Origin of the sequence: Streptomyces sp. BF23-19, assembly GCF_041106355.1 — a bacterium.
GTDB lineage: Bacteria > Actinomycetota > Actinomycetes > Streptomycetales > Streptomycetaceae > Streptomyces > Streptomyces virginiae_A.
Map to the genome: position 1 here is coordinate 84,433 of NZ_JBGBPT010000003.1, position 18,686 is coordinate 103,118.

The 18,686-nt window shown below is 71.6% G+C and carries 19 protein-coding genes; 7 read left to right on the forward strand and 12 right to left on the reverse strand.

The window, feature by feature from the left end:
• Window positions 1-57: 57 nt before the first annotated feature.
• On the reverse strand, window positions 58-1,602 hold the full coding sequence (locus AB8A24_RS02745; protein ID WP_328959970.1) for an AMP-binding protein: 1,545 nt from the start codon (window positions 1,600-1,602) through the stop codon (window positions 58-60).
• On the opposite strand from AB8A24_RS02745, the gene AB8A24_RS02750 reads away from it, so the two are divergent.
• The 3 genes from AB8A24_RS02750 (at window position 1,601) to AB8A24_RS02760 (ending at window position 4,443) form a co-directional block, all read left to right on the forward strand.
• Window positions 1,601-2,347, forward strand: coding sequence for a class I SAM-dependent methyltransferase (locus AB8A24_RS02750; protein ID WP_328959969.1), 747 nt, complete (start codon window positions 1,601-1,603; stop codon window positions 2,345-2,347). The genes AB8A24_RS02745 and AB8A24_RS02750 overlap by 2 nt on opposite strands.
• A 93-nt stretch (window positions 2,348-2,440) precedes the next feature.
• Window positions 2,441-2,854: a rodlin gene (locus AB8A24_RS02755; RefSeq protein ID WP_369474504.1), complete on the forward strand. Its 414-nt coding sequence runs from the start codon at window positions 2,441-2,443 to the stop codon at window positions 2,852-2,854.
• A gap of 314 nt (window positions 2,855-3,168) precedes the next feature.
• A complete protein-coding gene (locus tag AB8A24_RS02760) occupies window positions 3,169-4,443 on the forward strand; it encodes a tryptophan 2,3-dioxygenase family protein (protein WP_369474506.1) in 1,275 nt (424 codons plus the stop codon).
• Window positions 4,444-4,450: 7 nt separating this feature from the next.
• Here the strand turns inward: AB8A24_RS02760 and cynS are convergent, their stop codons facing one another.
• Both cynS and AB8A24_RS02770 read right to left on the reverse strand, forming a co-directional pair.
• Window positions 4,451-4,921 carry a cyanase gene (gene cynS / locus AB8A24_RS02765; RefSeq protein ID WP_328959966.1) on the reverse strand — a complete coding sequence of 157 codons (471 nt, stop codon included), beginning with the start codon at window positions 4,919-4,921 and terminating at the stop codon, window positions 4,451-4,453.
• A 73-nt stretch (window positions 4,922-4,994) separates the two neighbouring features.
• Window positions 4,995-5,618 carry a carbonic anhydrase gene (locus AB8A24_RS02770; RefSeq protein WP_328959965.1) on the reverse strand — a complete coding sequence of 208 codons (624 nt, stop codon included), beginning with the start codon at window positions 5,616-5,618 and terminating at the stop codon, window positions 4,995-4,997.
• A gap of 126 nt (window positions 5,619-5,744) precedes the next feature.
• Here AB8A24_RS02770 and cynR point away from each other — a divergent pair, with 126 nt between their 5' ends.
• Window positions 5,745-6,713 carry a transcriptional regulator CynR gene (gene cynR, locus AB8A24_RS02775; protein ID WP_369474509.1) on the forward strand — a complete coding sequence of 323 codons (969 nt, stop codon included), beginning with the start codon at window positions 5,745-5,747 and terminating at the stop codon, window positions 6,711-6,713.
• Here cynR and AB8A24_RS02780 read toward each other — a convergent pair.
• Both AB8A24_RS02780 and AB8A24_RS02785 read right to left on the reverse strand, forming a co-directional pair.
• The gene (locus AB8A24_RS02780) at window positions 6,680-7,330 is read right to left on the reverse strand and encodes a DUF4360 domain-containing protein (protein ID WP_266479772.1); all 651 of its coding nucleotides are present in this window, start codon (window positions 7,328-7,330) and stop codon (window positions 6,680-6,682) included. The two genes, cynR and AB8A24_RS02780, sit on opposite strands and share 34 nt — an antisense overlap.
• A gap of 305 nt (window positions 7,331-7,635) precedes the next feature.
• A complete protein-coding gene (locus tag AB8A24_RS02785) occupies window positions 7,636-8,025 on the reverse strand; it encodes a response regulator (RefSeq protein WP_328959963.1) in 390 nt (129 codons plus the stop codon).
• A 96-nt stretch (window positions 8,026-8,121) separates the two neighbouring features.
• On the opposite strand from AB8A24_RS02785, the gene AB8A24_RS02790 reads away from it, so the two are divergent.
• Window positions 8,122-8,400: a hypothetical protein gene (locus AB8A24_RS02790; protein WP_266479768.1), complete on the forward strand. Its 279-nt coding sequence runs from the start codon at window positions 8,122-8,124 to the stop codon at window positions 8,398-8,400.
• A 175-nt stretch (window positions 8,401-8,575) separates the two neighbouring features.
• Here AB8A24_RS02790 and AB8A24_RS02795 read toward each other — a convergent pair whose 3' ends face one another.
• Complete coding sequence (locus AB8A24_RS02795; protein WP_369474616.1) at window positions 8,576-12,049, reverse strand: M28 family peptidase; 3,474 nt, start codon at window positions 12,047-12,049, stop codon at window positions 8,576-8,578.
• A 177-nt stretch (window positions 12,050-12,226) separates the two neighbouring features.
• Between AB8A24_RS02795 and AB8A24_RS02800 the strand changes: the two genes are divergently transcribed.
• A complete protein-coding gene (locus tag AB8A24_RS02800) occupies window positions 12,227-13,186 on the forward strand; it encodes a LysR family transcriptional regulator (protein WP_328959962.1) in 960 nt (319 codons plus the stop codon).
• A gap of 95 nt (window positions 13,187-13,281) precedes the next feature.
• On the opposite strand, the gene AB8A24_RS02805 is transcribed toward AB8A24_RS02800, so the two are convergent.
• The 4 genes from AB8A24_RS02805 to AB8A24_RS02820 all read right to left on the reverse strand — a co-directional run bounded on the left by AB8A24_RS02805 (window position 13,282) and on the right by AB8A24_RS02820 (window position 15,245).
• Window positions 13,282-14,112, reverse strand: coding sequence for a class I SAM-dependent methyltransferase (locus AB8A24_RS02805; protein ID WP_328959961.1), 831 nt, complete (start codon window positions 14,110-14,112; stop codon window positions 13,282-13,284).
• A 96-nt stretch (window positions 14,113-14,208) separates the two neighbouring features.
• Window positions 14,209-14,439: a hypothetical protein gene (locus AB8A24_RS02810; protein WP_030721766.1), complete on the reverse strand. Its 231-nt coding sequence runs from the start codon at window positions 14,437-14,439 to the stop codon at window positions 14,209-14,211.
• A 107-nt stretch (window positions 14,440-14,546) separates the two neighbouring features.
• Complete coding sequence (locus tag AB8A24_RS02815) at window positions 14,547-15,002, reverse strand: hypothetical protein (protein ID WP_328959960.1); 456 nt, start codon at window positions 15,000-15,002, stop codon at window positions 14,547-14,549.
• Between the two features lie 84 nt (window positions 15,003-15,086).
• The gene (locus tag AB8A24_RS02820) at window positions 15,087-15,245 is read right to left on the reverse strand and encodes a hypothetical protein (protein ID WP_328959959.1); all 159 of its coding nucleotides are present in this window, start codon (window positions 15,243-15,245) and stop codon (window positions 15,087-15,089) included.
• Window positions 15,246-15,516: 271 nt separating this feature from the next.
• Between AB8A24_RS02820 and AB8A24_RS02825 the strand changes: the two genes are divergently transcribed.
• Window positions 15,517-15,936, forward strand: a complete 420-nt coding sequence (locus AB8A24_RS02825) for a barstar family protein (RefSeq protein WP_369474514.1) — start codon at window positions 15,517-15,519, stop codon at window positions 15,934-15,936.
• A 25-nt stretch (window positions 15,937-15,961) separates the two neighbouring features.
• On the opposite strand, the gene AB8A24_RS02830 is transcribed toward AB8A24_RS02825, so the two are convergent.
• Complete coding sequence (locus tag AB8A24_RS02830) at window positions 15,962-17,191, reverse strand: serine hydrolase domain-containing protein (RefSeq protein WP_369474516.1); 1,230 nt, start codon at window positions 17,189-17,191, stop codon at window positions 15,962-15,964.
• A 131-nt stretch (window positions 17,192-17,322) separates the two neighbouring features.
• Complete coding sequence (locus tag AB8A24_RS02835; RefSeq protein WP_328959956.1) at window positions 17,323-18,564, reverse strand: mannosyltransferase family protein; 1,242 nt, start codon at window positions 18,562-18,564, stop codon at window positions 17,323-17,325.
• Between the last annotated feature and the right edge of the window lie 122 nt (window positions 18,565-18,686).

The following is an 18,686-nucleotide window of genomic DNA, read 5'->3' on the forward strand; positions in this document are numbered from 1 at the left end:
GCCCGCCGGGCCGCAAGCGACGCCCGAACCGGTCGGTCTACGCCCGAACCGGTCGGTCTACGCCCGCCGACCCGCCGCCCGTTCGCGCAGCCGGCGCTTGTCCGGCTTGCCGCGCGCGGTCAGCGGGATCGCCCGTTCCCAGAACACGGCGGTCGGCCGGTGTGCCGGTGCCAGGTCCTTCTCCACCAGGTCGCAGGCCTCGGCGGCGAGCCCGGCGCCGGGCTCGTACCCCGCCGCCGGCACCAGGAAAGCGCACACCTCCTCGCCGGTGAGGTCGCTGTGCCGCCCCACCACCACGGCCTGGGCGACCGCGGGATGCCGGGCGAGCGCGGCCTCGACGGGCACGCAGTACACGTTGTCCCCGTGGACCATCACCACGTCGTGGAGCCGGTCGTCCAGGTACAGGTAACCGTCGGCCCCGAAGTGCCCGAGGTCCCCCGTCCGGAGCCAGCCGTCCCGCAGCACCTCCGCCGTCGGTTCGGGCCGGCCCCAATACCCGGTCATCATCGCCGCCGACCGCATCCACACCTCGCCCGTGCGGCCGGCCGCCACCGTCGCGCCCCGTGCCTCGCGCACCTCCACCTCCACCCCCGCCACGGGCCGCCCCACCGACGCCAGCAGCTCCGGCCGCCCGGCCACCGCCGCATCATGGTCGGCGGGGGAGAGCCGGCAGATCACCGCCGCCTCGTTCGTGCCGTAGCCCTGCCGCCACCGGCCGCCCCAGCGAGTGACCGCCTCGCGCAGCCGCTCGGGGTGGACGGGCGAATCACCGTAGGACACCGCCTCCAGCCCGGGCACACCGTGGGCGGTCGCCGGGTCGTCCAGCAGCCGGTACACCATCGAGGTCGTCAGGTACGTGGCCACCGGCCCCAGACGCCGACAGGCCGCCGCGAACCCACCGGGCGCGAACGGTTCGAGGATCTCCACCCGGCCCCCGGCCCGCCACTGCTCCAGGCACCGCCCCCCGGACCGCTGCGCCAGCGAGGTCACCGACAGGTACACCGACCCCGCCCAGGCCGCCGGCCGTCCGGCGTTCCGCGCCGCCATCGCCCCGAAGGTGGAGGCCACCCCCTTGGGCCGCCCCGTGGTCCCGCCCGTGTAGGTGACCCGCGCCACGTCGTCCTCCCGCGCCCGCACCGGTACCGCGCCCGGCTCGCGCTCGGCGGCCCGGCGGAGCAGTTCGGCCAGCGGGAGCCGGGGCGCCCCGGTCGGGGGCACCGGTACATCGTGCACAACCAGGTCCGGCCGGCAGTCCCGCAGGACGAAGTCCAGCCCGTACAGGGCGGGTCCGGCGAGCACCTGGGTCAGCCGGGCGCCCAGCAGGTGCGCGGCGATCCGTACCAGCAACACCTCCGGCCGGTTCGTGCCCGTGACGCAGGCCAGTCCCGAGCCGCGCCCGATGCCCGCCCCGGAGAGCACCCCGGCCAGTCGGTGGGCCCCGTCGAGCACGTCCTGGAACCCGAGGACAACCGGGCCGACGCCGAGCGCGGGCTGCCCGGCGTACCGCTCCAACGCCCCTACCAGCGACGTGACATACCGCGCGGCCACCATGGGGGACTGCCTCTCCGCGCCGCTTCGGGACACCGGCATCATGGACGCCATGACGAACGAATCCCGTGCTCGTTCCTTCAGCTCCGCGGCCGCACGCTACGCGGCCCATCGCCCCGCGTACCCGCCCGCGCTCTTCGACACGCTGGCGGAGATGGCCGGCTTTCCGCTGGCGGGTGCACGGGTCGCCGATGTCGGGGCGGGAACGGGGATCGCCACCGCCCTGCTGGAGGCCCGCGGGGCCCTGGTGGTCGGGGTGGAGCCGGGCGAGGGCATGGCTCAGGAGTTCCGGCGCCGCAACCCCGGCACGCCACTGATCCGCGCGGACGGCAACCGGCTGCCGCTGGCCTCCGGCTGCCTGGACCTGTTGACGTACGCGCAGTCCTGGCACTGGACGGACCCGGCGCACGCCGTCCCCGAGGCCCTGCGCGTGCTGCGCCCCGGCGGGGCCCTGGCGGTGTGGCAGAACGATCCGGACACCGAGGTCGGCTGGATCGCCGATCAGCAGAACCGGATCGAGGAGCGGTTCGGACCGGGCTGGTACATCAACGAGCGCGCCCTCTCCCAGGAGGGGCTGCGCTTCACCGACCGTCGGCTGGCGTGGTCGCGTCGCGTCCCGGTCGACACGCATCTGGCCAAGCTGTCCACCCACTCCCTGTTCCTCATCGGCGAGCCCGGCACGGACGCCTTCCTGGAGGAGGAGCGCGCCCTCCTCGTGGACCGGTTCCCGGACGGATGGGTGGAGGAGCACTACGTCGCCGAGCTCAGCGTGGCGGTTCGGGGGCGCGAGACCCGGTAGGGGCTGTTCGGGTGAAGCGCCGCAACCTGCGGTCCGTTCGGCCGTTGATCAAGGTGCTTATCACCGTGCACTCGTGCGACAGAAGGACCACTGATGATCAAGAAGTTCATGGCCACCGCCGCCGCCACCGCGTCGATCGTCGGCGCGGGCGCGGCCCTCGCCGCCCCGGCCATGGCCATCGGCAACGACAACGGGATCAACACCGTCCAGGGCAACGGCGCGCAGCAGATCTACGGCAACCAGAAGACGCACGGTGACCTGAGCCCGCAGCTCGGCGTCGTCCAGGGAAGCCTGAACAAGCCCTGCATCGGTCTGCCCGTCAAGGTCAACGCCCAGTCCCTGCTCGCGGTCCTCGCCAACATCGGCGTCCAGGACATCAACGTCCTGTCGAACCCGCAGAACCAGCAGTGCACCGAGAACTCCACCCAGGCCAAGGGCGACGAGCCGCTCTCCCACATCCTGGACAACATCCCGGTCCTGTCGGGCAACGTCTCCGCCGGCAGCTGACGCACTCCCCTTGTGCGAGCCGGGGCCTCCGACGCCCGCGCGAGTGCCCACGGGGCCCCGGCTTGTTCCACCCGGATCCACGGACCCCCCTCCTCCACCGGCGCGCGGCGGCCGTCCGGCCGCCGCCGTGGGCACCGAACCGTACGCCACAGAGCCTCCTGCCCGACCGGGCCGGAGGCTCTGTGCGTGTCCTTCCGCCCTTGTCAAGACACGAATGTTCGAGTCATGACGGGCGGTGCTCCGATCATGCCCACTGGAATCTCCTGCCTCACCCGGACGGCGTGAGGCCCACCAGGTCCAGGAGGCGAGTGGCGATGAATCCGGAATCCGCGGGGACGGACCGCTGGGCGGCCATCGGGCACGCCGGCGGAGGTGACGGCGACCCGGACGGGATGCACCTGGCTCGTACCGTCACACGAGAGGTACGAAGGGGCGGGAAGCACTTCCTGCCGCAGACACTCCTGCTTCGGCTCGCCGAGATCCGCAGCGGCCACGCCCTGGACCGCCGGCCCCACCTTCGGGCGTTCCTCGACTGCGTGCTCGACAAGCACGAGGGGCGCTACTGGAACCGGACCTACCTCTCCCTGCCGCTGCTGGAGCTCCTCGTGGGCGGAACCGATGACGTCCCGGACCCGAACCGCATGGCCACGCTGCTCATAGCCGACGTCATACGCTTCGAGCTCCAGGCGCAGGCCCCGGTGGGGGAGCCGCGGGAGCCGCACGCATCGCGGGAATCCGTGGACCGGGATCCGCCGGACCCGGTGACCCTGCGCAAGCGGCTGCGCCACGCCTTGCGATTCGTGGGGCACGACCCCGGCGGACCGGAGGCCGACGACCTGATGTCCCGGGCCGTCCACGTGCCGGGGTCCCGCTGGGCGGACGTCGCCGAACTCCTTCCCCGGCCCACGGCCACCGAGGCCGGCCACTGGTTCGACGTGACGGTCCAGCCCGTGTACGTACTGCACGACGAGTACTTCTTCATCAGGGCCCTCCAGGCCCACGAAATGGTCTTCACTGCGATCGCGGCGGACGTACAGGAGGCGATCGGGGCGCTGCGCGCCGGCCGGTTGGCCGCGGCGGCCGACCATGTGGACCGTGCCGCAGGTCTCCTCGACCGGGCCTCGGCACTCTTCCGGATGGTGGCCACCATGCGGCCCGGACACTTCTCCGCCTTCCGGCAGTTCACCCAGGGTGCCAGCGCCATCCAGTCCGAACAGTACAAGCGCTTCGAGATCCTGTGCGGCCTTCCGACCGGCCGGCGGCTGGGGTCGGAAGCCTTCACCCAAGTCCCCGCCGTACGGGCCGAGGCGGCGGACGAGGGACACGACACGGTGGTCCGGGCCTATCTCGACCTGCGCCGCTCGGCCCGTTTCGACGAGGCCGAGTGGAACCGCTTCCGCAGCGCGCTCGGCGGGCTGGAGGAGCGGCACCAGCGCTGGAAGTCCACCCACCGGAGCCTCGCCGCGCGCATGCTCGGCGGGGAGCACGGATCGGGTGGCACCGCGGGCGTCCCCTACCTGGCCGAGTGCCTGGACAACCGGCTCTTCTGGCAGCTCGGCGAGCGGACCCGCGCGGACGAGCCTGCCTGAGGAAGCGTCAGAAAGGGCGCGTCGGAAGGTACTTGCCGTCCAGGGTGATGACAGCGCGCTCACCGCCCTCGGGGTCCGCGACCTTCCTGACGTCCAGCTTGAAGTTGATCGCGCTGATGATGCCGTCCCCGAACTGCTCGTGGACCAGGGCCTTCAACGTGGTTCCGTAGACCTGCAGCATCTCGTGGAAGCGGTAGATCGTCGGATCGGTCGGGATGCCGCCGGGGATCGATCCGCGGGTGGGGATGGTCTGCAGGAGCCGTACCGCGTCGTCGTCCAGGTCCAGCAGGTCGGCGACCGCCTTGGCGGCGGCCTCGGGCAGGGCGTGCTGGCCCAGCAGGGCGGCGGTGACGAAGGCGACCGACAGGCCGGCCGCGTCGGCGAGCTGCTGCCAGGACAGGTCCTTGCGGGTCTTGGCGTCGACGGCCGTGACGGCCAGGGTCTGGCGGGCGGTGGGGTCGAACTGGGCGTGCGGCATCAAGGTGTCCTTCGGAGGAGGGATGAGGGGGATGAGGGGGATGAGGGGGGTGAGGGGCAACAGTGGAGGCGGGTCAGCCGGCTGCGGCGGGACCGACGTCCGTGACACCGCCGGAGCGGATGTCGTAGACCCAGCCGTGCAGCGTGAGCGTCCCCGCCGTCAGCGCGCGGGCCACCGAGGGGTGGGTGGCCAGGTTGGCGAGCTGGGCGCGTACGTTCTCGCGGATCAGGACGGACAGTCGGTCGGGGCCGGTCAGCTGCGCCGTGCGGGCCACCGAGGCGTCCGCGTGGCGCAGCCAGCCCGCGACGGAGGCGGCGGCGCTCAGGTCGGCGCCCTCGGCCAGGGCGGTCATCGCCCCGCAGGCGGAGTGCCCGCACACGACGATGCCGGTGACACCCAGGACCGCGACGGCGTACTCGATACTCGCCGCCACCCCGTCCGTGCCCGGTGCGTGGGCGGGGACGAGATTTCCGGCGGTGCGGACGACGAACAGCTCGCCCGGCTCGCTCTGGGTGATCAGCTCCGGCACCACGCGGGCGTCCGAACAGCCGATGAACAGGGTCGTCGGCCGGTGTACCCCGGCCAGGTGGGCGAAGAGGTCCGCCTTGGCCGGAAACACCTCGCGTTGGAAACGCGCGACGCCGTCCGCGAGATCGCGCGAGGCCGGGAAGGCGTGCGTGGTGCGCCTGGTCTGCATGGTCACTCCCTGCGGTGGGATGCGCCCCTTGCGGGGCTTGACGTGTTCCACCATGCATGACCTGCGTCTATTGTGTCCAAGACGCAATATCCATGTCTGCCATCGATGCCATCTATAGTCGTGCCCATGGCTCTGGAACTACGTCACCTGCGCTACCTCATCGCCGTGGCCGAACACGGCAGCTTCACCCGCGCCGCCGAAGAGCTGCGGATCTCCCAGCCCACCCTGTCCCAGCAGGTGAAGCAGCTCGAACGCACCGTCGGCGTCCAGCTGTTGGACCGGACCGGGCGCGCCGTGCGGCTCACCGACGCCGGTGCGACGTACGTCCACTACGCGCGCGGCGCCCTACGGGACCTGGCCGCGGCCGAGCGCGCCGTCCTGGACCTGGCCGACCTCTCCCGCGGCCACCTGCGCCTCGCGCTCACCCCGACCTTCACCGCCTACCTCGTCGGCCCGCTCGTCGCCGAGCTCCACAGCGCCCACCCGGGCATCACCCTGGAGATCCGGGAGATGCCCCAGGACCGGATCGAGGCCGGCCTGCTCGGCGACGAGCACGACCTCGGTCTCGCCTTCGAGGGGCCGCACCTGCCCGGGATCGCGGCGACCGCGCTGTTCACGGAGACCCTGGGGCTGGTCACCGCCGTCGACGCGGATCCCGGCCCGCTGCCCGTACGGGACCTCGCGACGCGCCGACTGGCGCTGCTCAGCGGGGACTTCGCCACCCGCGAGCACGTCGACGCCTATCTCGCCGCCCACGGGGTCCGGCCGCACATCGCGGTCGAGGCGAACTCCGTCCAGGCCCTCACCGAGATCGTCCGGCGCACCACGCTGGCCACCGTCCTGCCCGACGCCGTCACCGACGACCACCCGTACCTGCGCCCCGTACCGCTCGACCCCGCCCTCCCGTCCCGGACGGTGACCCTGCTGCGCCGGGAGAGCGCGTACGAGAGCGCCGCGGCCCGGGCCTTCGGCGAACTCACCGCCCGCCTGGTCCGCGATCGCGGCTACCGCCCCCCGCTGCGCGCGGACGCGCAGGGGGAGGCGGCCGGGAGCGGGGTCGATCACTTGCCGGGGCACTCCTTCCAGGCCAGGTGATAGATGGTGTTGATGCTGCCGTCGGTGGAGTCCATCGTCATGTAGCTGGTCGACGAGGGGGACGAGGTGCCTCTGGTCACGCGCAGCTCGGTGTTGATGTTGAAGTTCCGCTGCACCCCGCACGGCGCCCAGACCAGTTGAGCCCAGTCGGTCACGTCCGTGGCCTGCCAGTTGTCCTCCTGCGGGCCGCTGAAGTTGTGGGTGCGCGCGGCGGTGTCCGGTGAGCCCTGGAAGTAGTACGAGGCCTTCTCGGTGGCCTTCGCGCCGGGTGCCAGCGAGGCGTAGCCGCGGTAGTCGGCGCTGGCGATCGCGTAGGTGAAGCCGCTGGGCACGTGCACGATCAGGCTGAGCTGGCAGTTCTTGCGCGCCGCGGTGGGCGGGGCGCCGCCGCCGACCTGGGCGAGGTACTGGCTGTAGGTCACGGTGAAGGCGGTGTTGTCCTGGGACACGGCGACCTCCGCGGTGTCCTTGGGACACCCGGATCCGTTGACCGTGGCGACTTCGATCACGATGCGGTCGGGCGGCGGGTCCACGATCGTGGAGGGGGTGGCGTGCGTGGGCAGGGTGGCGGTGAGCAGGGCGCCGATCGCGCCGCTCACGAGGAATCCACCGGACATGTTTCTCCGATCCACTGCTTCGGTACCGGGCGGCGCGCAGGCGGGCATGCCTGTGTGCCGGAGGGGTGGGGGGTGCGGCCGGCCAGAGCGGGGCCGGGTCGTCACAGACCGGTGTGCAGGGTGGAACGGGGCAGACCCAGGAAGGGGAATCTGGGCATGTCCCTGACAAATCCCGATCGGTGAAGACCGGGTGACCGCATCGTAGGAACCCTGAGCGGGCCGGACCAGGGCGATCTCCGGCCAATCGCGTCCCCCGGCTCGGACCGGCCGGATCCGGACGACCGGCCGGAGCCCGAAGAGCGGAATCAGGCCGCGGTCGGCCGGGCCAGCCGCTCGACGCGGGCCACGAACTCCGCGGGATGGAACGGCTTCGCGAGACAGTCGCTCACGCCGGCCTCCAGCGCGCGCACCGTGCACTCCGGATCCGCGGGCGGCAGCGCGAGGATCGGCACCCGCCCGTGATCGGGGTGCCGGCGAATCTCCTCGAACAGCGCCACCTCGTCCAGACCCGGCCCGGTGCGCTCGCAGATCACCAGATCGATCGGGCCGGCGCCGCCCAGCAGCGAGACGGTGTCCACCCCGGTCCCGCCGTCGACGACGGAGAACCCCCGGGCCACGAGGAGGCGCTCCAGCAGGCCCTTGAGCGTGGTCTCCTTCGCCACGAGGAGAATCCTGCTCGGGGTGTCGCCGCTCATGTCGTTCCTCTTCATCCGGGTGGGGGTCCCGCAGAGCCTACGAGGTGGGGCGTGTGCACGCCCGCTCCGGGGCACCTCATCCGGTAGCTTCGATCCATGAGCACAGAGCCGCAGAGCTTTGAGATCCTGCTGGTGCCCGAGCACATCGAGAACCTGCGCGGCGAGTCCGCGGCCGACCGGGCCTTGCGGGTGGCCACGGTCGAGGCGACCGGCGAGACCGGCGCCTCCGGCTACCCCCGCTACCGCGGCCAGGGCGTGGAGGCCGACATCGACCCGAGCACGCGCACGGTCGAGGCCCTGCTCGTCGACGGCGCGGAGCTGGACTACGGGCTGGTCGCGATGATCGCTCCCGAGCGGGGCCACGGCAAGCATTGACGGGAACCGATCCGAAGGTGATCACCGTTGGTTCCGACCACCGGATCAAGGCGGTCAACCCCCAGGCGGAGCTGCGGCTGGACCGGTGGTCGGCGCCGCGTGGAAGTGCGGCGGGCCGGTCCCCGGGGTGCGGGGGCCGGGCCGGGCCGGTTCCGGTCGGTGGCTCAGGTGGGCGTCAGCTCACCTGGAGGGTGACGTCGTCCACGACGAAGGAGGTCTGGAGGGACTGGTCCTCCGTGCCGTTGAACTTCAGGGTGACGGTCTGGCCGGCGAACTGCGAGAGGTCGTAGGACTTCTCCGCGTAGCCGGAGTTCGCGTTCAGGTTGGAGAGGGTCTCCAGGGTCTGGCCGGCCACCGAGACGGTGAACCGGTCGTAGACGACGTTCTCGTCCTCGTCCGTGTCGATGTGGAGGAAGAAGCCGAGCCGGTACGTGGAGCAGCCCGACGGGATGGTCAGCGTCTGGGCGGCGCTGTCCGTGTGCGTGGACCCGTACCCGGCCAGCCACGCCTTGTAGCTGCCGCCGTGCGGGGCCTGCCCCGACTGGTTGGTGATGACGCCGGCGGTCGCGCTCCACGGGCTGGAGCCGCTCTCGAAGCCGCCGTTGGTCACGAGCTGGCGCGGTGTGCAGCTGCCGCCACCCGTGACGGTGAGCGAGTAGGTGCTGGTGTGGCTGACGGTGCCCGAGCCGGTGACCGTCAGGGTGTAGGTGCCGGGCGCGGTGCTCGCGCCGACCTGGACGGACAGCGCCGAGGAGCTGCCGGACTGGACGGACGTCGGGCTGAGCGTCGCGGTGACACCGGCCGGCGCGCCGGAGACGGAGAGCGCGACGGTCTGGGCGGCGCCGCTCACGGTGGCGGTGTTGACCGTGGCGGAGGTGGAACCGCCGGGGGCCGCGCTGCCCGCGGACGGGCTGACGGCGACGGAGAAGTCCTGCGCGGGGGTCTCACCGCCGACCGCCTGCTTCCAGACGGCGTAGGCGACACCGTCGGCACTGCGGTTCAGCACCGTGGCGTTGATGTTGTTCGTGGTGTCGCAGGAGCTGTGGTAGCAGGAGTCGTAGGCGGCGTTGGCCGTGCCGCCCCACTTCGTGGCCTGCGCCGAGGTCTTGCGGGCACTGGCGCCGGCCGCGTAGCCGGAGGTGGGGATACCGGCCTGCTGGAAGGAGTAGTCGTCGCTGCGGCCCTGTCCCTCGGTGTTCTCCTCGGGTGCCAGGTTCAGCGAGGTCCAGTACGCCTTCAGCGGGGCGGCGGTGGTGGAGTTGACGTTGTTGATGAAGTAGCCGCCGTTGGTGGAGCCGACCATGTCGAAGTTGTAGTAGCCCTTGATGGCGCTGCGCTGGGCGCTGCTCAGCTGGTTGACGTAGAACTCGGAGCCGTTGAGGCCCTGCTCCTCGTCGGTCCACCAGGCGAAGCGCACGTGCTTGGTCATCGTCGGGTTCTTCTGGGCGAGGACCAGGGCGTTCTCCAGCAGGGTCGCGGAGCCCGAACCGTTGTCGTTGATGCCCGGGCCGGCCGAGACGCTGTCGAGGTGGGCGCCGAACATGACCGTCTGGTCGGCGGGCCCGCCGGGCCAGTCGGCGATCAGGTTGTTCGACGGGTAGGTGCAGGAGGAGCAGTTCTGCTCGGTGACGGTGTAACCGGCCGCCTGCAGCTTGCCCTTCACGTACGCCAGCGACTGGGTGTAGCCGGCGCTGCCGGCCCGGCGGTGGCCGCCGTTCTGGCTCGCGATGGTGTTGAACTGGGTCAGGTGCGCCTGCACGTCGGCGACGTTGATGTCCGGCGGGTCGTTGCCGGGCTGGGTCCCGCCCACGTTGAGCGCGTAGTCGACCGTGTGGGAAAGGCTCGCGCCCTGGCCCTTGACGACGACCGTGGACGCGCCGGGGGCCGCGTTGGCCGTGGCGGTCAGGGTCAGCACCGAGGACTGGCCGGACTGCACGGTGGCCGGGTTGAAGGAGGCGCTCACGCCGGCCGGCAGGCCGGAGGCGGTCAGCGTCACCGACTGGGCGTTGCCCGTGGTGACCGTGGTGCCGACCGTCGTGGTGGCGGAAGCACCCTGCTGGACGGTGCCCGAGGACGGGCTCAGCGACATCGAGAAGTCGTTGTTCTGACCGCTCGGGGTGCAGGTCGGATCGGCGGTCTGGGCGGGCACGCTGATGCCGTCCCAGGCGGCCTTGGTCTTGTTGAAGAGGTCACAGGTGGCGTCCAGCGACTTGGCCGAACTCAGCGTCGCCGTCCGGTACTTCTTGTAGGACATGCTGCTCGTCTTGAGCAGCATGCCGCCGTAGAAGATCTTGCCGGCGTTCTGTACGCCCACACCGGTGAGCGAGGTGCCGTTGCAGGTGCTGCTGTTCGGCTTGCCGCCGCCCGGGCTGGTGCCCTCGGCCAGCAGGTAGAACCAGTGGTTCAGAGGACCGGCCGCCGCGTGCACCTCGGTGCCGGGTATCGCGGAGCTGTAGCAGGCCGGGTCGTTGTTGACCGCCGGCGGGTTGTACATGTTCCGGATCGGGCCCCGGCCCTGGAGGTTGATGACCTCGCCGACCGTGTAGTCCGGGGTGTCGTACGGGGCCGGCTCGTTGGCGAAGGCCTCGGTCAGCGCGCCGAAGATGTCGCCGGTGGCCTCACCGAGCCCGGACTCCTGGCCGCTGGTGCCGCCCGGGGTGTTGGAGTCGATGGCGTGCCCGTACTCGTGGGCCACCACATCGATCCCGGCGATCCACTCGTTGGCGCTGTTGCGCCCGATGGTGACCGAGCTGCCGTCCCAGTAGGCGTTGAGGTCGCTCAGGCCCACCTTGGCGGGGAAGCTGCGGCCGTTGCCGCTGACGCCGTTGCGGCCCAGCCACTGCGAGAGCATGTCCCACTGCTTCTGCGCCGCGAACATCAGGTCGACGCAGCCGGTCTCCTTGCTCGTGGGGTTGCCGGTGCCCCAGGAGTCGGAGGACTTCGAGAAGACCGTGCCGGTGCTGTAGTCCGCACAGCTCAGGCCGGTCCGGACCGGATCGCGCAGCGTGTACGTGGAACCCGAGTTGGTGGTGTCGATGGTGACCGGGCCCGGCCCGTTCCACTTGCTGTTACCGGTGCCCGCGACCACCTCGTCGTAGCTGTCGACGAAGGCGCCGGTCCGCGCGTCCACGAAGACGTGCAGCTTGCTGGGCGCGGTCCTGGTCCGGCCGCTCAGTACGGTCTCCCACGCCAGCACCGGCTTGTCGTCCTTGAGGCGGACCACGAGCCGGCTGCTCTCGACCTTGTCGACCGAGACCAGCTTCGCCCGCGAGGTGGACTCGGCGTCCTTCGCGGAGACCGACGCTTGGGTGGAGACGTCGATGCGCACGGAGGAGGCGGACTGGAGGGCGCGCACCTTGCCGGTGCCGTCCGCGAGCACGACCGCGTCGCCGCCGACGACCGGCAGGCCGCGGTAGCTGCGCTCGTACGAGACGGAGTACAGGTCCTTCACCCAAGGGGTGACGAGCCGTCGTTCGTACTGTTCCTGGGAGGAGTTGACCAGGGAGTCCAGGCCGCTGTCGACGGCCTGGTCGGCGGCCGCGACCGCACGCGCGGCCGGTGTGTCCTTCTGGGACGGGGAGGGCTGCGCCTGCTGCGCCGCCGATGCCGTCCCGGCCAGAGCGCCGGCGAGGCTCGCGGTCAGCGCCATCGCTGCCACGGCCGCCGTCCATCTGCTGGGATGCAACGTCCACTCCGATCGTGGGGGGTCGGGGATGAGTGTCGTTCGCGGCCGAGTATGAGCGTGAACATGACGAGATTGGGACATCTCGTGAGGCATAAGGTCCGCGTTATGGTGCCGCGGCGGCCCGACTCGTACGCTGCCCGGATGCAGCTGGAGTTGAGGCATCTGCAAGCCGTCTGCCGGATCGCGGAGGCGGGCAGCCTGGGGGGCGCGGCACGGCGGCTCGGAGTGTCCCAACCCGCACTCTCCGCCCAGCTGCGCCGCATCGAACGGGTCACCGGGGGCGAGCTCTTCGTACGGGGCCGCAGCGGGGTGGAACCCACCGCACTGGGCCAATTCGTGCTGGCCAAGGCGCGTCGCGTACTCAGCGAGATGGACGCGCTGGGAGCGCAGGCACGCGCCATGTCGACCGGCAGTCCGCTACGGCTGGGTTGCATCATGCTCGTCCTGCTCGACGGCCTCCTCGCCCAGACCGACCTGTCCATGTCAGGCCGGGAGATAGCCGTGGACCTGGAGGATTCGGTCACCGTGCTGGCGCGGATGCTCGGCGCCGGACGCTACGACGCCATCGTGTACGGGGAGGTCAACGGCCACGAGGTGCCGCTGCCCGAAGGAACCCTGGCCAGGACACTGATCCCCAAGGAACCGTTCTGCATCCGGCTGTCCGCGCGGCACCCGCTCGCGGGCCAGGACCGCATCGAACTGGCCGACCTGGCCGGGGAGTCGTGGATGACATTGGTGGAGGACGACGACGGTGGCCCCGAGGCCCTCGTCACCGCCTGCGAGAAGGCCGGATTCAGCCCCTCACTGCGCTACCGCATCACCGACCGCAAGATGCAGCACGACCTGATCGCCGCCGGGCGCGCGGTGGCGCTCAGCCAGCCGACGGCCCCGTCGGGGGAGGGCACGGCCATGCGCCCGCTCGTCGGCAACCCCATCATCGGCCGCATCCGCCTCGCCTGGAGCCGCGCCGCGCTCTCGGCCGGGCAGGCGGAACTGCTCTACCGGGCCGCGGCCCGCGCCTACCTGGCCAATGTGGACAACAACCCCTTCCACAAGCAGTGGTGGGACGCGCACCCGGAGGTGCACCCGGTCCTCGACTGACCGGTGTGGCGTGGTGGGGTGTGGTGGGGTGGGGCGTGGTGGGGTTCCGCTTGTGGGGCGGGGTTCCGCTTGTGCGGGGTACCGCTCGGGGGCGGTCAGCTCCGGCGGTGGGCCGTCAGCAGCAGGTACTCCCACTCCATGACCCCGTCCTCCGTGTGCTCGGCGGCGAGGGCGTCGAGCGCCGCGTCCAGCTCGGCGACCCGGTCCGGATCGTCGGCGACGGCGCGGTAGACGGCGACGGTGGGCCCGTAGCAGGCCTTGAAGAACTCCCGGAAGTCCGTGGGCCCCGTGAAGCGGTCCACGCGGACCGTCCGGCGGCTCGAGTCCACATCGGTGACCGCGTCGCCGAGCAGCTCGTGCACGTGCTCCTCGTCCCCCCACAGAGGGGGCGGCTGGGCCCCGGGCGGCGGCGGGGGCGCGTACGGCTTCATCGTGGCGAACATCCGGCCCACGAAGCCCTGCGGGGTCCAGTTGATCAGCCCGACCGTGCCGCCGGCGCGGCAGACGCGCAGCATCTCCTCGGCGGCGGGCCGGTGGTGCGGGGCGAACATGATGCCCACGCAGGACATCACGACATCGAACTCGCCGTCGGCGAAGGGCAGGTGCTCGGCGTCCGCCTCCCGCCAGTCCAACGCGGCCCCGCGTACGGTGGCCAGGTGTCGGCCGATCTCCAACAGCTCGGGAGTGAGGTCGGACGCCACCACGTCGGCCCCGGCCAGGGCGGCCGGAATGGCCGCGTTGCCCGAGCCCGCGGCGATGTCGAGCACCCGGTCGCCGCGCTGGACGCCGCACTCCTTCACGAGCACGGCCCCCAGCTGCGGAATGACGTGGGAGGCCACCGACTGGTAGTCGCCCAGCGCCCACATCGCGCGGTGCCGGGCCTTCAGGGTGCGGTCCACCTGGGCCGCGTCGCTCGCCTCGGTCATGACAGCCGTCCTCCAGCGCTCGGGGCAGCCCCTTCTCCGAGCATAGGTACGTTTCACGGACCCGGCCCGTCGGCGGCCCCACGGGCACGCGCCGGATCAGTCGCGGGACGCCAGGCGGCCGAAATCGCGGGCGAAGCCCTCGCGGAAGCCGGGCCGCTCCAGTGCCCTCTCGAACGCGCGCGCGGCCCGGGCGAGCGCGGCCTCGTTCTCCTGGGCGGTGGCGAGTTCGGCGAGGTACGCGCGCAGGCTCAGTCCGCGGTTGGCGGCGAGCACGGCGAGGCGGTCGTGCACATCGGTGTCGACCTCGACGGTGGTGGTGTCGGCCATGCTCCGAGTATGCGCGCCCGGTGACCGGCCGGGGGCCCGTTCGGCGCAGGCGTGCTGCCTGCGGGGAACGGGCCCCGGTGCGGTCGTCGCGGCTCGGCGGTGGCGCCTCAGGCGCGGACGCGGCCGGAGAGCCAGGGCGTGAGCGCGGGGCCTCCCACGCTCTCCCGGTACGTCTCGTCGCCGGGCAGGGGGACGGAGAGCCAGTAGCCCGGCGGGAAGAACCGGCCCTTCACGAAGGCCAGTCCGCCGTAGACGGACCTCAGGAACGCGGGGACGCGGTCCCGGGGAACGTCGTGGAACTCCACCCCGTCGACAGTGATCTTCGCGTCGTCCTCGGGGAAGATCCGCACGCTGACGGCCGGGCTGCCGCCCAGCTCGACGAACGCCTCGTGCGGCAGGGATCCGTCGGGGTCGACGACGGTGAACAGGGCCGCGGAGGTCCGCCGCGACGTCTGATCGGCGCCGATGTCGTCGGTGACGGTCATGGCCAGCCGGTACTCGGCCGCGACGGCCCGTATCGCGGTGACGGCCGACTCGGTGGTCGGCAGGGAGGGATGAGTCATGATCCAGATCATGCCGCACGGCCTCGACGCACCAAGGCCGCCGGCCCGATGTCACGCGGGGCTCGACCCCGTGCCCGCTCGGGCTCAGCCCTGCGCGAAGGCGGCGAGCAAGGTGTCGGTCCGGAGCTCCAGTTCGGCCGTGTCCCAGTCGGTGCCGTCGAAGTCGTAGCCCACGTAGTGGGACAACAACTCCAGCAACGACCGCAGGTTGTGCTGCCAGATCCATCCGGCGACTTCTGCCATGATTGCCCCTCGACGCAGAGACGGACAGCCTGTCACGCGTCGCGCCCGGGCTCTGCGCCTGGTGGGGGAAGATCCACGTACGTGGAGGCCGCCCGCAGACCGACAGTTCGGTGGTGGTGGCGACCACGCCTGCCGGGCCGTTCCGCTTGTGGATCCGGACTGCGGCTCGCTGCCGCTTTCGGTTCCGGCGGCGGTGAGGCCCGTACCGACGGAGGGGGGTGGCGGTGTGGACATCGCGAACTGGGTCCATGTCGTTCCGGAGCAAGGCGCTGTGCCTGTCGACCTGTTGCTGCCCATGACCGGCAGGACGTACGTGGTGCGCCTCGACGGACGGGAGATGGGGGACACCGACGCGGTCTTCACGCAGTTCTACGACAGGTTGAGGCTGCCGGACTACTTCGGGTGGAACTGGAACGCCCTCTTCGACTGTCTGCGCGATCTGCACTGGCTGCCCGCAGAGCACTACGTACTCGTCATCGAGGCCGCGGACGAGATACTGCCGGGCGATCCCGCCGGACAAGGGCTGCTCTTCGGGACCCTTGTGCGGGCCGGGCGGCGATGGTCCCGCACCAGGCGGTCCGACGGCGTCGATCTCAGCAGGCTCGCGATCGTCATGTCCTGTGCGGCGGCATCCGTTCCGAACCTGCGGGAACGGCTACGAGCGTGCTGGGACGAGGAGGAGCACGGGTGATCCTCGGCATCCGACCTCGACGCGGTCATCCCGTCAGGGAGTTCTCGGGCGTGAGGACCGCGGCGATGCGGCCGGCGATGGTCTGCGCCGTGTTGGTCTCGGGGCCCTTGGGGCCGACCGTCGTGGACACCGCGATCGCCAGGTGCTCGCTCGGGAGGTACGCCTGGATGGCCGCGTATCCCGCGAAGGACGGGTTCGACTGGATCCATCCGTTCTGGACGATCACCCCGTAGCCGAAGTGCCGGGCCGGGAGCTGGCGGAAGCAGTCCTTGGGCGCGCAGCCGGGGGTGTTGCCGCCCAGGCCCACCGTGCCCGGGTCGAGCTGGACCTTGAAACTCTGCGGCGTGAGGAGTTCACCCGTGCCCACGACCTCGGCCGAGCGGGCCAGGTCGCAGATGTGGGTGTTCAGGACCGCGCCGGGGGCCGTGGTCCAGGAGGGATTCCAGTAGGTGGACTCCTCGTACTTGCCGCGCTCCGCGTCGAAGGAGTGCAGCACGGGCTCCTCGATCTGGGGCGTGAAGCTGTTGCGGGTGTTGTCCAGTCCGGCGGGCCCCGTGATCTGCCGCTCCATCACCTTGGCCAGCGGCATGCCGGAGATCTTCTCCAAGGCCTGCCCGAGGAGCACGAAGTTGGCGTGGGAGTAGCTCCAGCTCGTCCCGGGCTCGTACAGCAGGGGGTGGGCGGCGGAGATGCCCACGAGTTGCTGGGGGGTCCACTGGCGGAACGGGTCGGCGTACAGGGCGGCGAGGAACTTCGGGTCCGGCACGTAGTCGCGCAGGCCCGAGGTGGAAGCACCGAGCATGCGCAGGGTGATCTCGTCGGCGTGCGGCGCGTCGGGGAGCCAGCGCGAGATCGGGTCGTCGAGGTCGGCCTTGCCGTCCTCCACGAGTTGCAGCATGGCGATGCCCATGTAGACGATGGCCACCGAACCGGCCCGGAAGTGCATGTCCGCCGTGGCCGGGACCCCGGTCATCGACTCGCCGAGGGCCACGGTGACGACCTCCCGCCCGTCGCGCGTGACCCGTAGCAGGACGGCGTTCAGGTCCAGCTCCTTCTGCGTGGCCTTGGCGATGTCCAGGATCTGCTTCGCTTCGCCGCCGGTGGGCTCGGGGGACGCGACGCACGACGCGGCCGCGGCGCCCGCCCCGGTCGCCGCCCACGCGCCGCCGGCCGGCAGGACCGTGCCGAGCAGCGCGGTGGCGCACAGGAGCGCCGTCCGGGCCCTGCCCGGGTGCGCGGTCCTGACTCCGATCATGGCGATCTCCTGCCGCGAAGAGCCCCTCGGGACAAGGCCCACCCTTCGATGGAACGCCCACCGTGCCAGATGAGCCAGTCGGCGTGAGAGCCGCGGTTTCCGTGACCCGGTGGACCTTTACGGTCACAGCACTAGCCCGCCCAGCGGCCTGTGAGAAAGGTGATCGCGACCGTGGTGGACAGGGGCGCCACGACGTAGAGGTAGGCGGTCCGGATCCGGGGGCGCTTCAGACTCCAGGAGGCCAGGCCGATCCACAGCGGCCACCACAGGAGGGTGGAGCGGGGTATGGACGTGTACCAGTACGAGGTGCCCAGGGCCCACAGGGTGAGGCCGATGTACAGGGCCTCGGGCCAGCGGCGGCCTCGGATCAGCAGGGCCAGGAGTACGACGCCGACCACCATGGCCAGGAGCTCCGCCTGCCACATCAGCGCGTACCCGGTGGGGTGGGTGTGGTGGAAGGCGGCGTCCCACGTGTTCGCCCAGGCGTCCCACGGTGCGTGGAAGTCCCGGTACCAGCCGCGTTCCTGGGAGTGCTTCCAGGCCATCCAGTCCCCGGTCCGGGACTGGAGGTACCAGCTGTAGAGGGCCGGGGCGAGGGCGGGCAGGAAGAGCCACGGGGCCGAACGCCAGGCGGCGCGGCCGCGGGCCGTGAGGACGAAGTGGAGGGCGAGGGCGGCCGCGAGGAACAGACCGGTGACGCGGACCGAGCAGGCGAGGCAGGCCAGTACCGCGGCCGCCGGCCAGTTCTGGCGCTGCGCCGCCAACCATGCGGGCAGGGCCAAGGCCAGGAAGAGCGCCTCGGTGTAGCCGGCGGCGAGGAACACGGCGCAGGGCGAGAGCAGCAGGAAGGCCACCGCGCGGCGGCCCGTTTCGAGGTCGGCCAGGTGATGGCGGGCGATCCGGGCGAGGGCCAGGACGGCGACCCCTCCGGAGAGGAACGAGATCAGCGCGCCGGCCGCGGCCCAGTCGGGGACCACGGTGTGGACGGCGCGCAGGGCGAGGGGGAGGCCGGGCAGAAAGGCCTCGCGGTTGTCCCAGCCGGCCGTCCAGGGTCCGGCCTGGCCGGGGAAGTATCCGTCCTGGGCTATGTGGAGGTAGAACCACCAGTCCCATTGCTGCCAGGGCGAGAGCAACGAGGCCGGCCTACGGGCCTCGCCGTCGGCGGGGAACAGCCAGCTGACGGCGCCCGCGGTGGCCCAGATGCCGATACGGGTCAGCAGGTACAGCCACACCACCTCGCGCTCGCCCGGACCGAGTCGCAGGAACCCCGGGAGGGAGCGGCGGGGGCGGCGACCGGTCTCGTGCACGGGCGGCCACGGGGTGGGCGAGTCGAGAAGCTCGACCGGTCGCCGCTGAGGTGATGAAACGGGCATATCGGTATCTCCTGGCCGTCTGAGGGCGTGCGGAGTCACCGGCCCTGGTTCGGGCCGGCGTCCACGGGCGATGTGCTGCGGGGAGAGGGAGCGCGGGAGGGGGCGCGGGAGGGAGGGGAGGA

Bases quoted from the DNA above. Each gene is read 5' to 3' on its own strand.
- AB8A24_RS02820 (WP_328959959.1), bottom strand. From the start codon at position 15,245: ATGGCAGAAGTCGCCGGATGGATCTGGCAGCACAACCTGCGGTCGTTG.
- AB8A24_RS02815 (WP_328959960.1), bottom strand. From the start codon at position 15,002: ATGACTCATCCCTCCCTGCCGACCACCGAGTCGGCCGTCACCGCGATA.
- AB8A24_RS02830 (WP_369474516.1), bottom strand. From the start codon at position 17,191: ATGATCGGAGTCAGGACCGCGCACCCGGGCAGGGCCCGGACGGCGCTC.
- AB8A24_RS02835 (WP_328959956.1), bottom strand. From the start codon at position 18,564: ATGCCCGTTTCATCACCTCAGCGGCGACCGGTCGAGCTTCTCGACTCG.
- AB8A24_RS02770 (WP_328959965.1), bottom strand. From the start codon at position 5,618: ATGCAGACCAGGCGCACCACGCACGCCTTCCCGGCCTCGCGCGATCTC.
- cynS (WP_328959966.1), bottom strand. From the start codon at position 4,921: ATGCCGCACGCCCAGTTCGACCCCACCGCCCGCCAGACCCTGGCCGTC.
- AB8A24_RS02780 (WP_266479772.1), bottom strand. From the start codon at position 7,330: ATGTCCGGTGGATTCCTCGTGAGCGGCGCGATCGGCGCCCTGCTCACC.
- AB8A24_RS02805 (WP_328959961.1), bottom strand. From the start codon at position 14,112: ATGACCGAGGCGAGCGACGCGGCCCAGGTGGACCGCACCCTGAAGGCC.
- AB8A24_RS02790 (WP_266479768.1), top strand. From the start codon at position 8,122: ATGAGCACAGAGCCGCAGAGCTTTGAGATCCTGCTGGTGCCCGAGCAC.
- AB8A24_RS02810 (WP_030721766.1), bottom strand. From the start codon at position 14,439: ATGGCCGACACCACCACCGTCGAGGTCGACACCGATGTGCACGACCGC.
- AB8A24_RS02800 (WP_328959962.1), top strand. From the start codon at position 12,227: ATGCAGCTGGAGTTGAGGCATCTGCAAGCCGTCTGCCGGATCGCGGAG.
- AB8A24_RS02795 (WP_369474616.1), bottom strand. From the start codon at position 12,049: ATGGCGCTGACCGCGAGCCTCGCCGGCGCTCTGGCCGGGACGGCATCG.
- AB8A24_RS02750 (WP_328959969.1), top strand. From the start codon at position 1,601: ATGACGAACGAATCCCGTGCTCGTTCCTTCAGCTCCGCGGCCGCACGC.
- AB8A24_RS02785 (WP_328959963.1), bottom strand. From the start codon at position 8,025: ATGAGCGGCGACACCCCGAGCAGGATTCTCCTCGTGGCGAAGGAGACC.
- AB8A24_RS02745 (WP_328959970.1), bottom strand. From the start codon at position 1,602: ATGGCGTCCATGATGCCGGTGTCCCGAAGCGGCGCGGAGAGGCAGTCC.
- cynR (WP_369474509.1), top strand. From the start codon at position 5,745: ATGGCTCTGGAACTACGTCACCTGCGCTACCTCATCGCCGTGGCCGAA.
- AB8A24_RS02760 (WP_369474506.1), top strand. From the start codon at position 3,169: ATGAATCCGGAATCCGCGGGGACGGACCGCTGGGCGGCCATCGGGCAC.
- AB8A24_RS02755 (WP_369474504.1), top strand. From the start codon at position 2,441: ATGATCAAGAAGTTCATGGCCACCGCCGCCGCCACCGCGTCGATCGTC.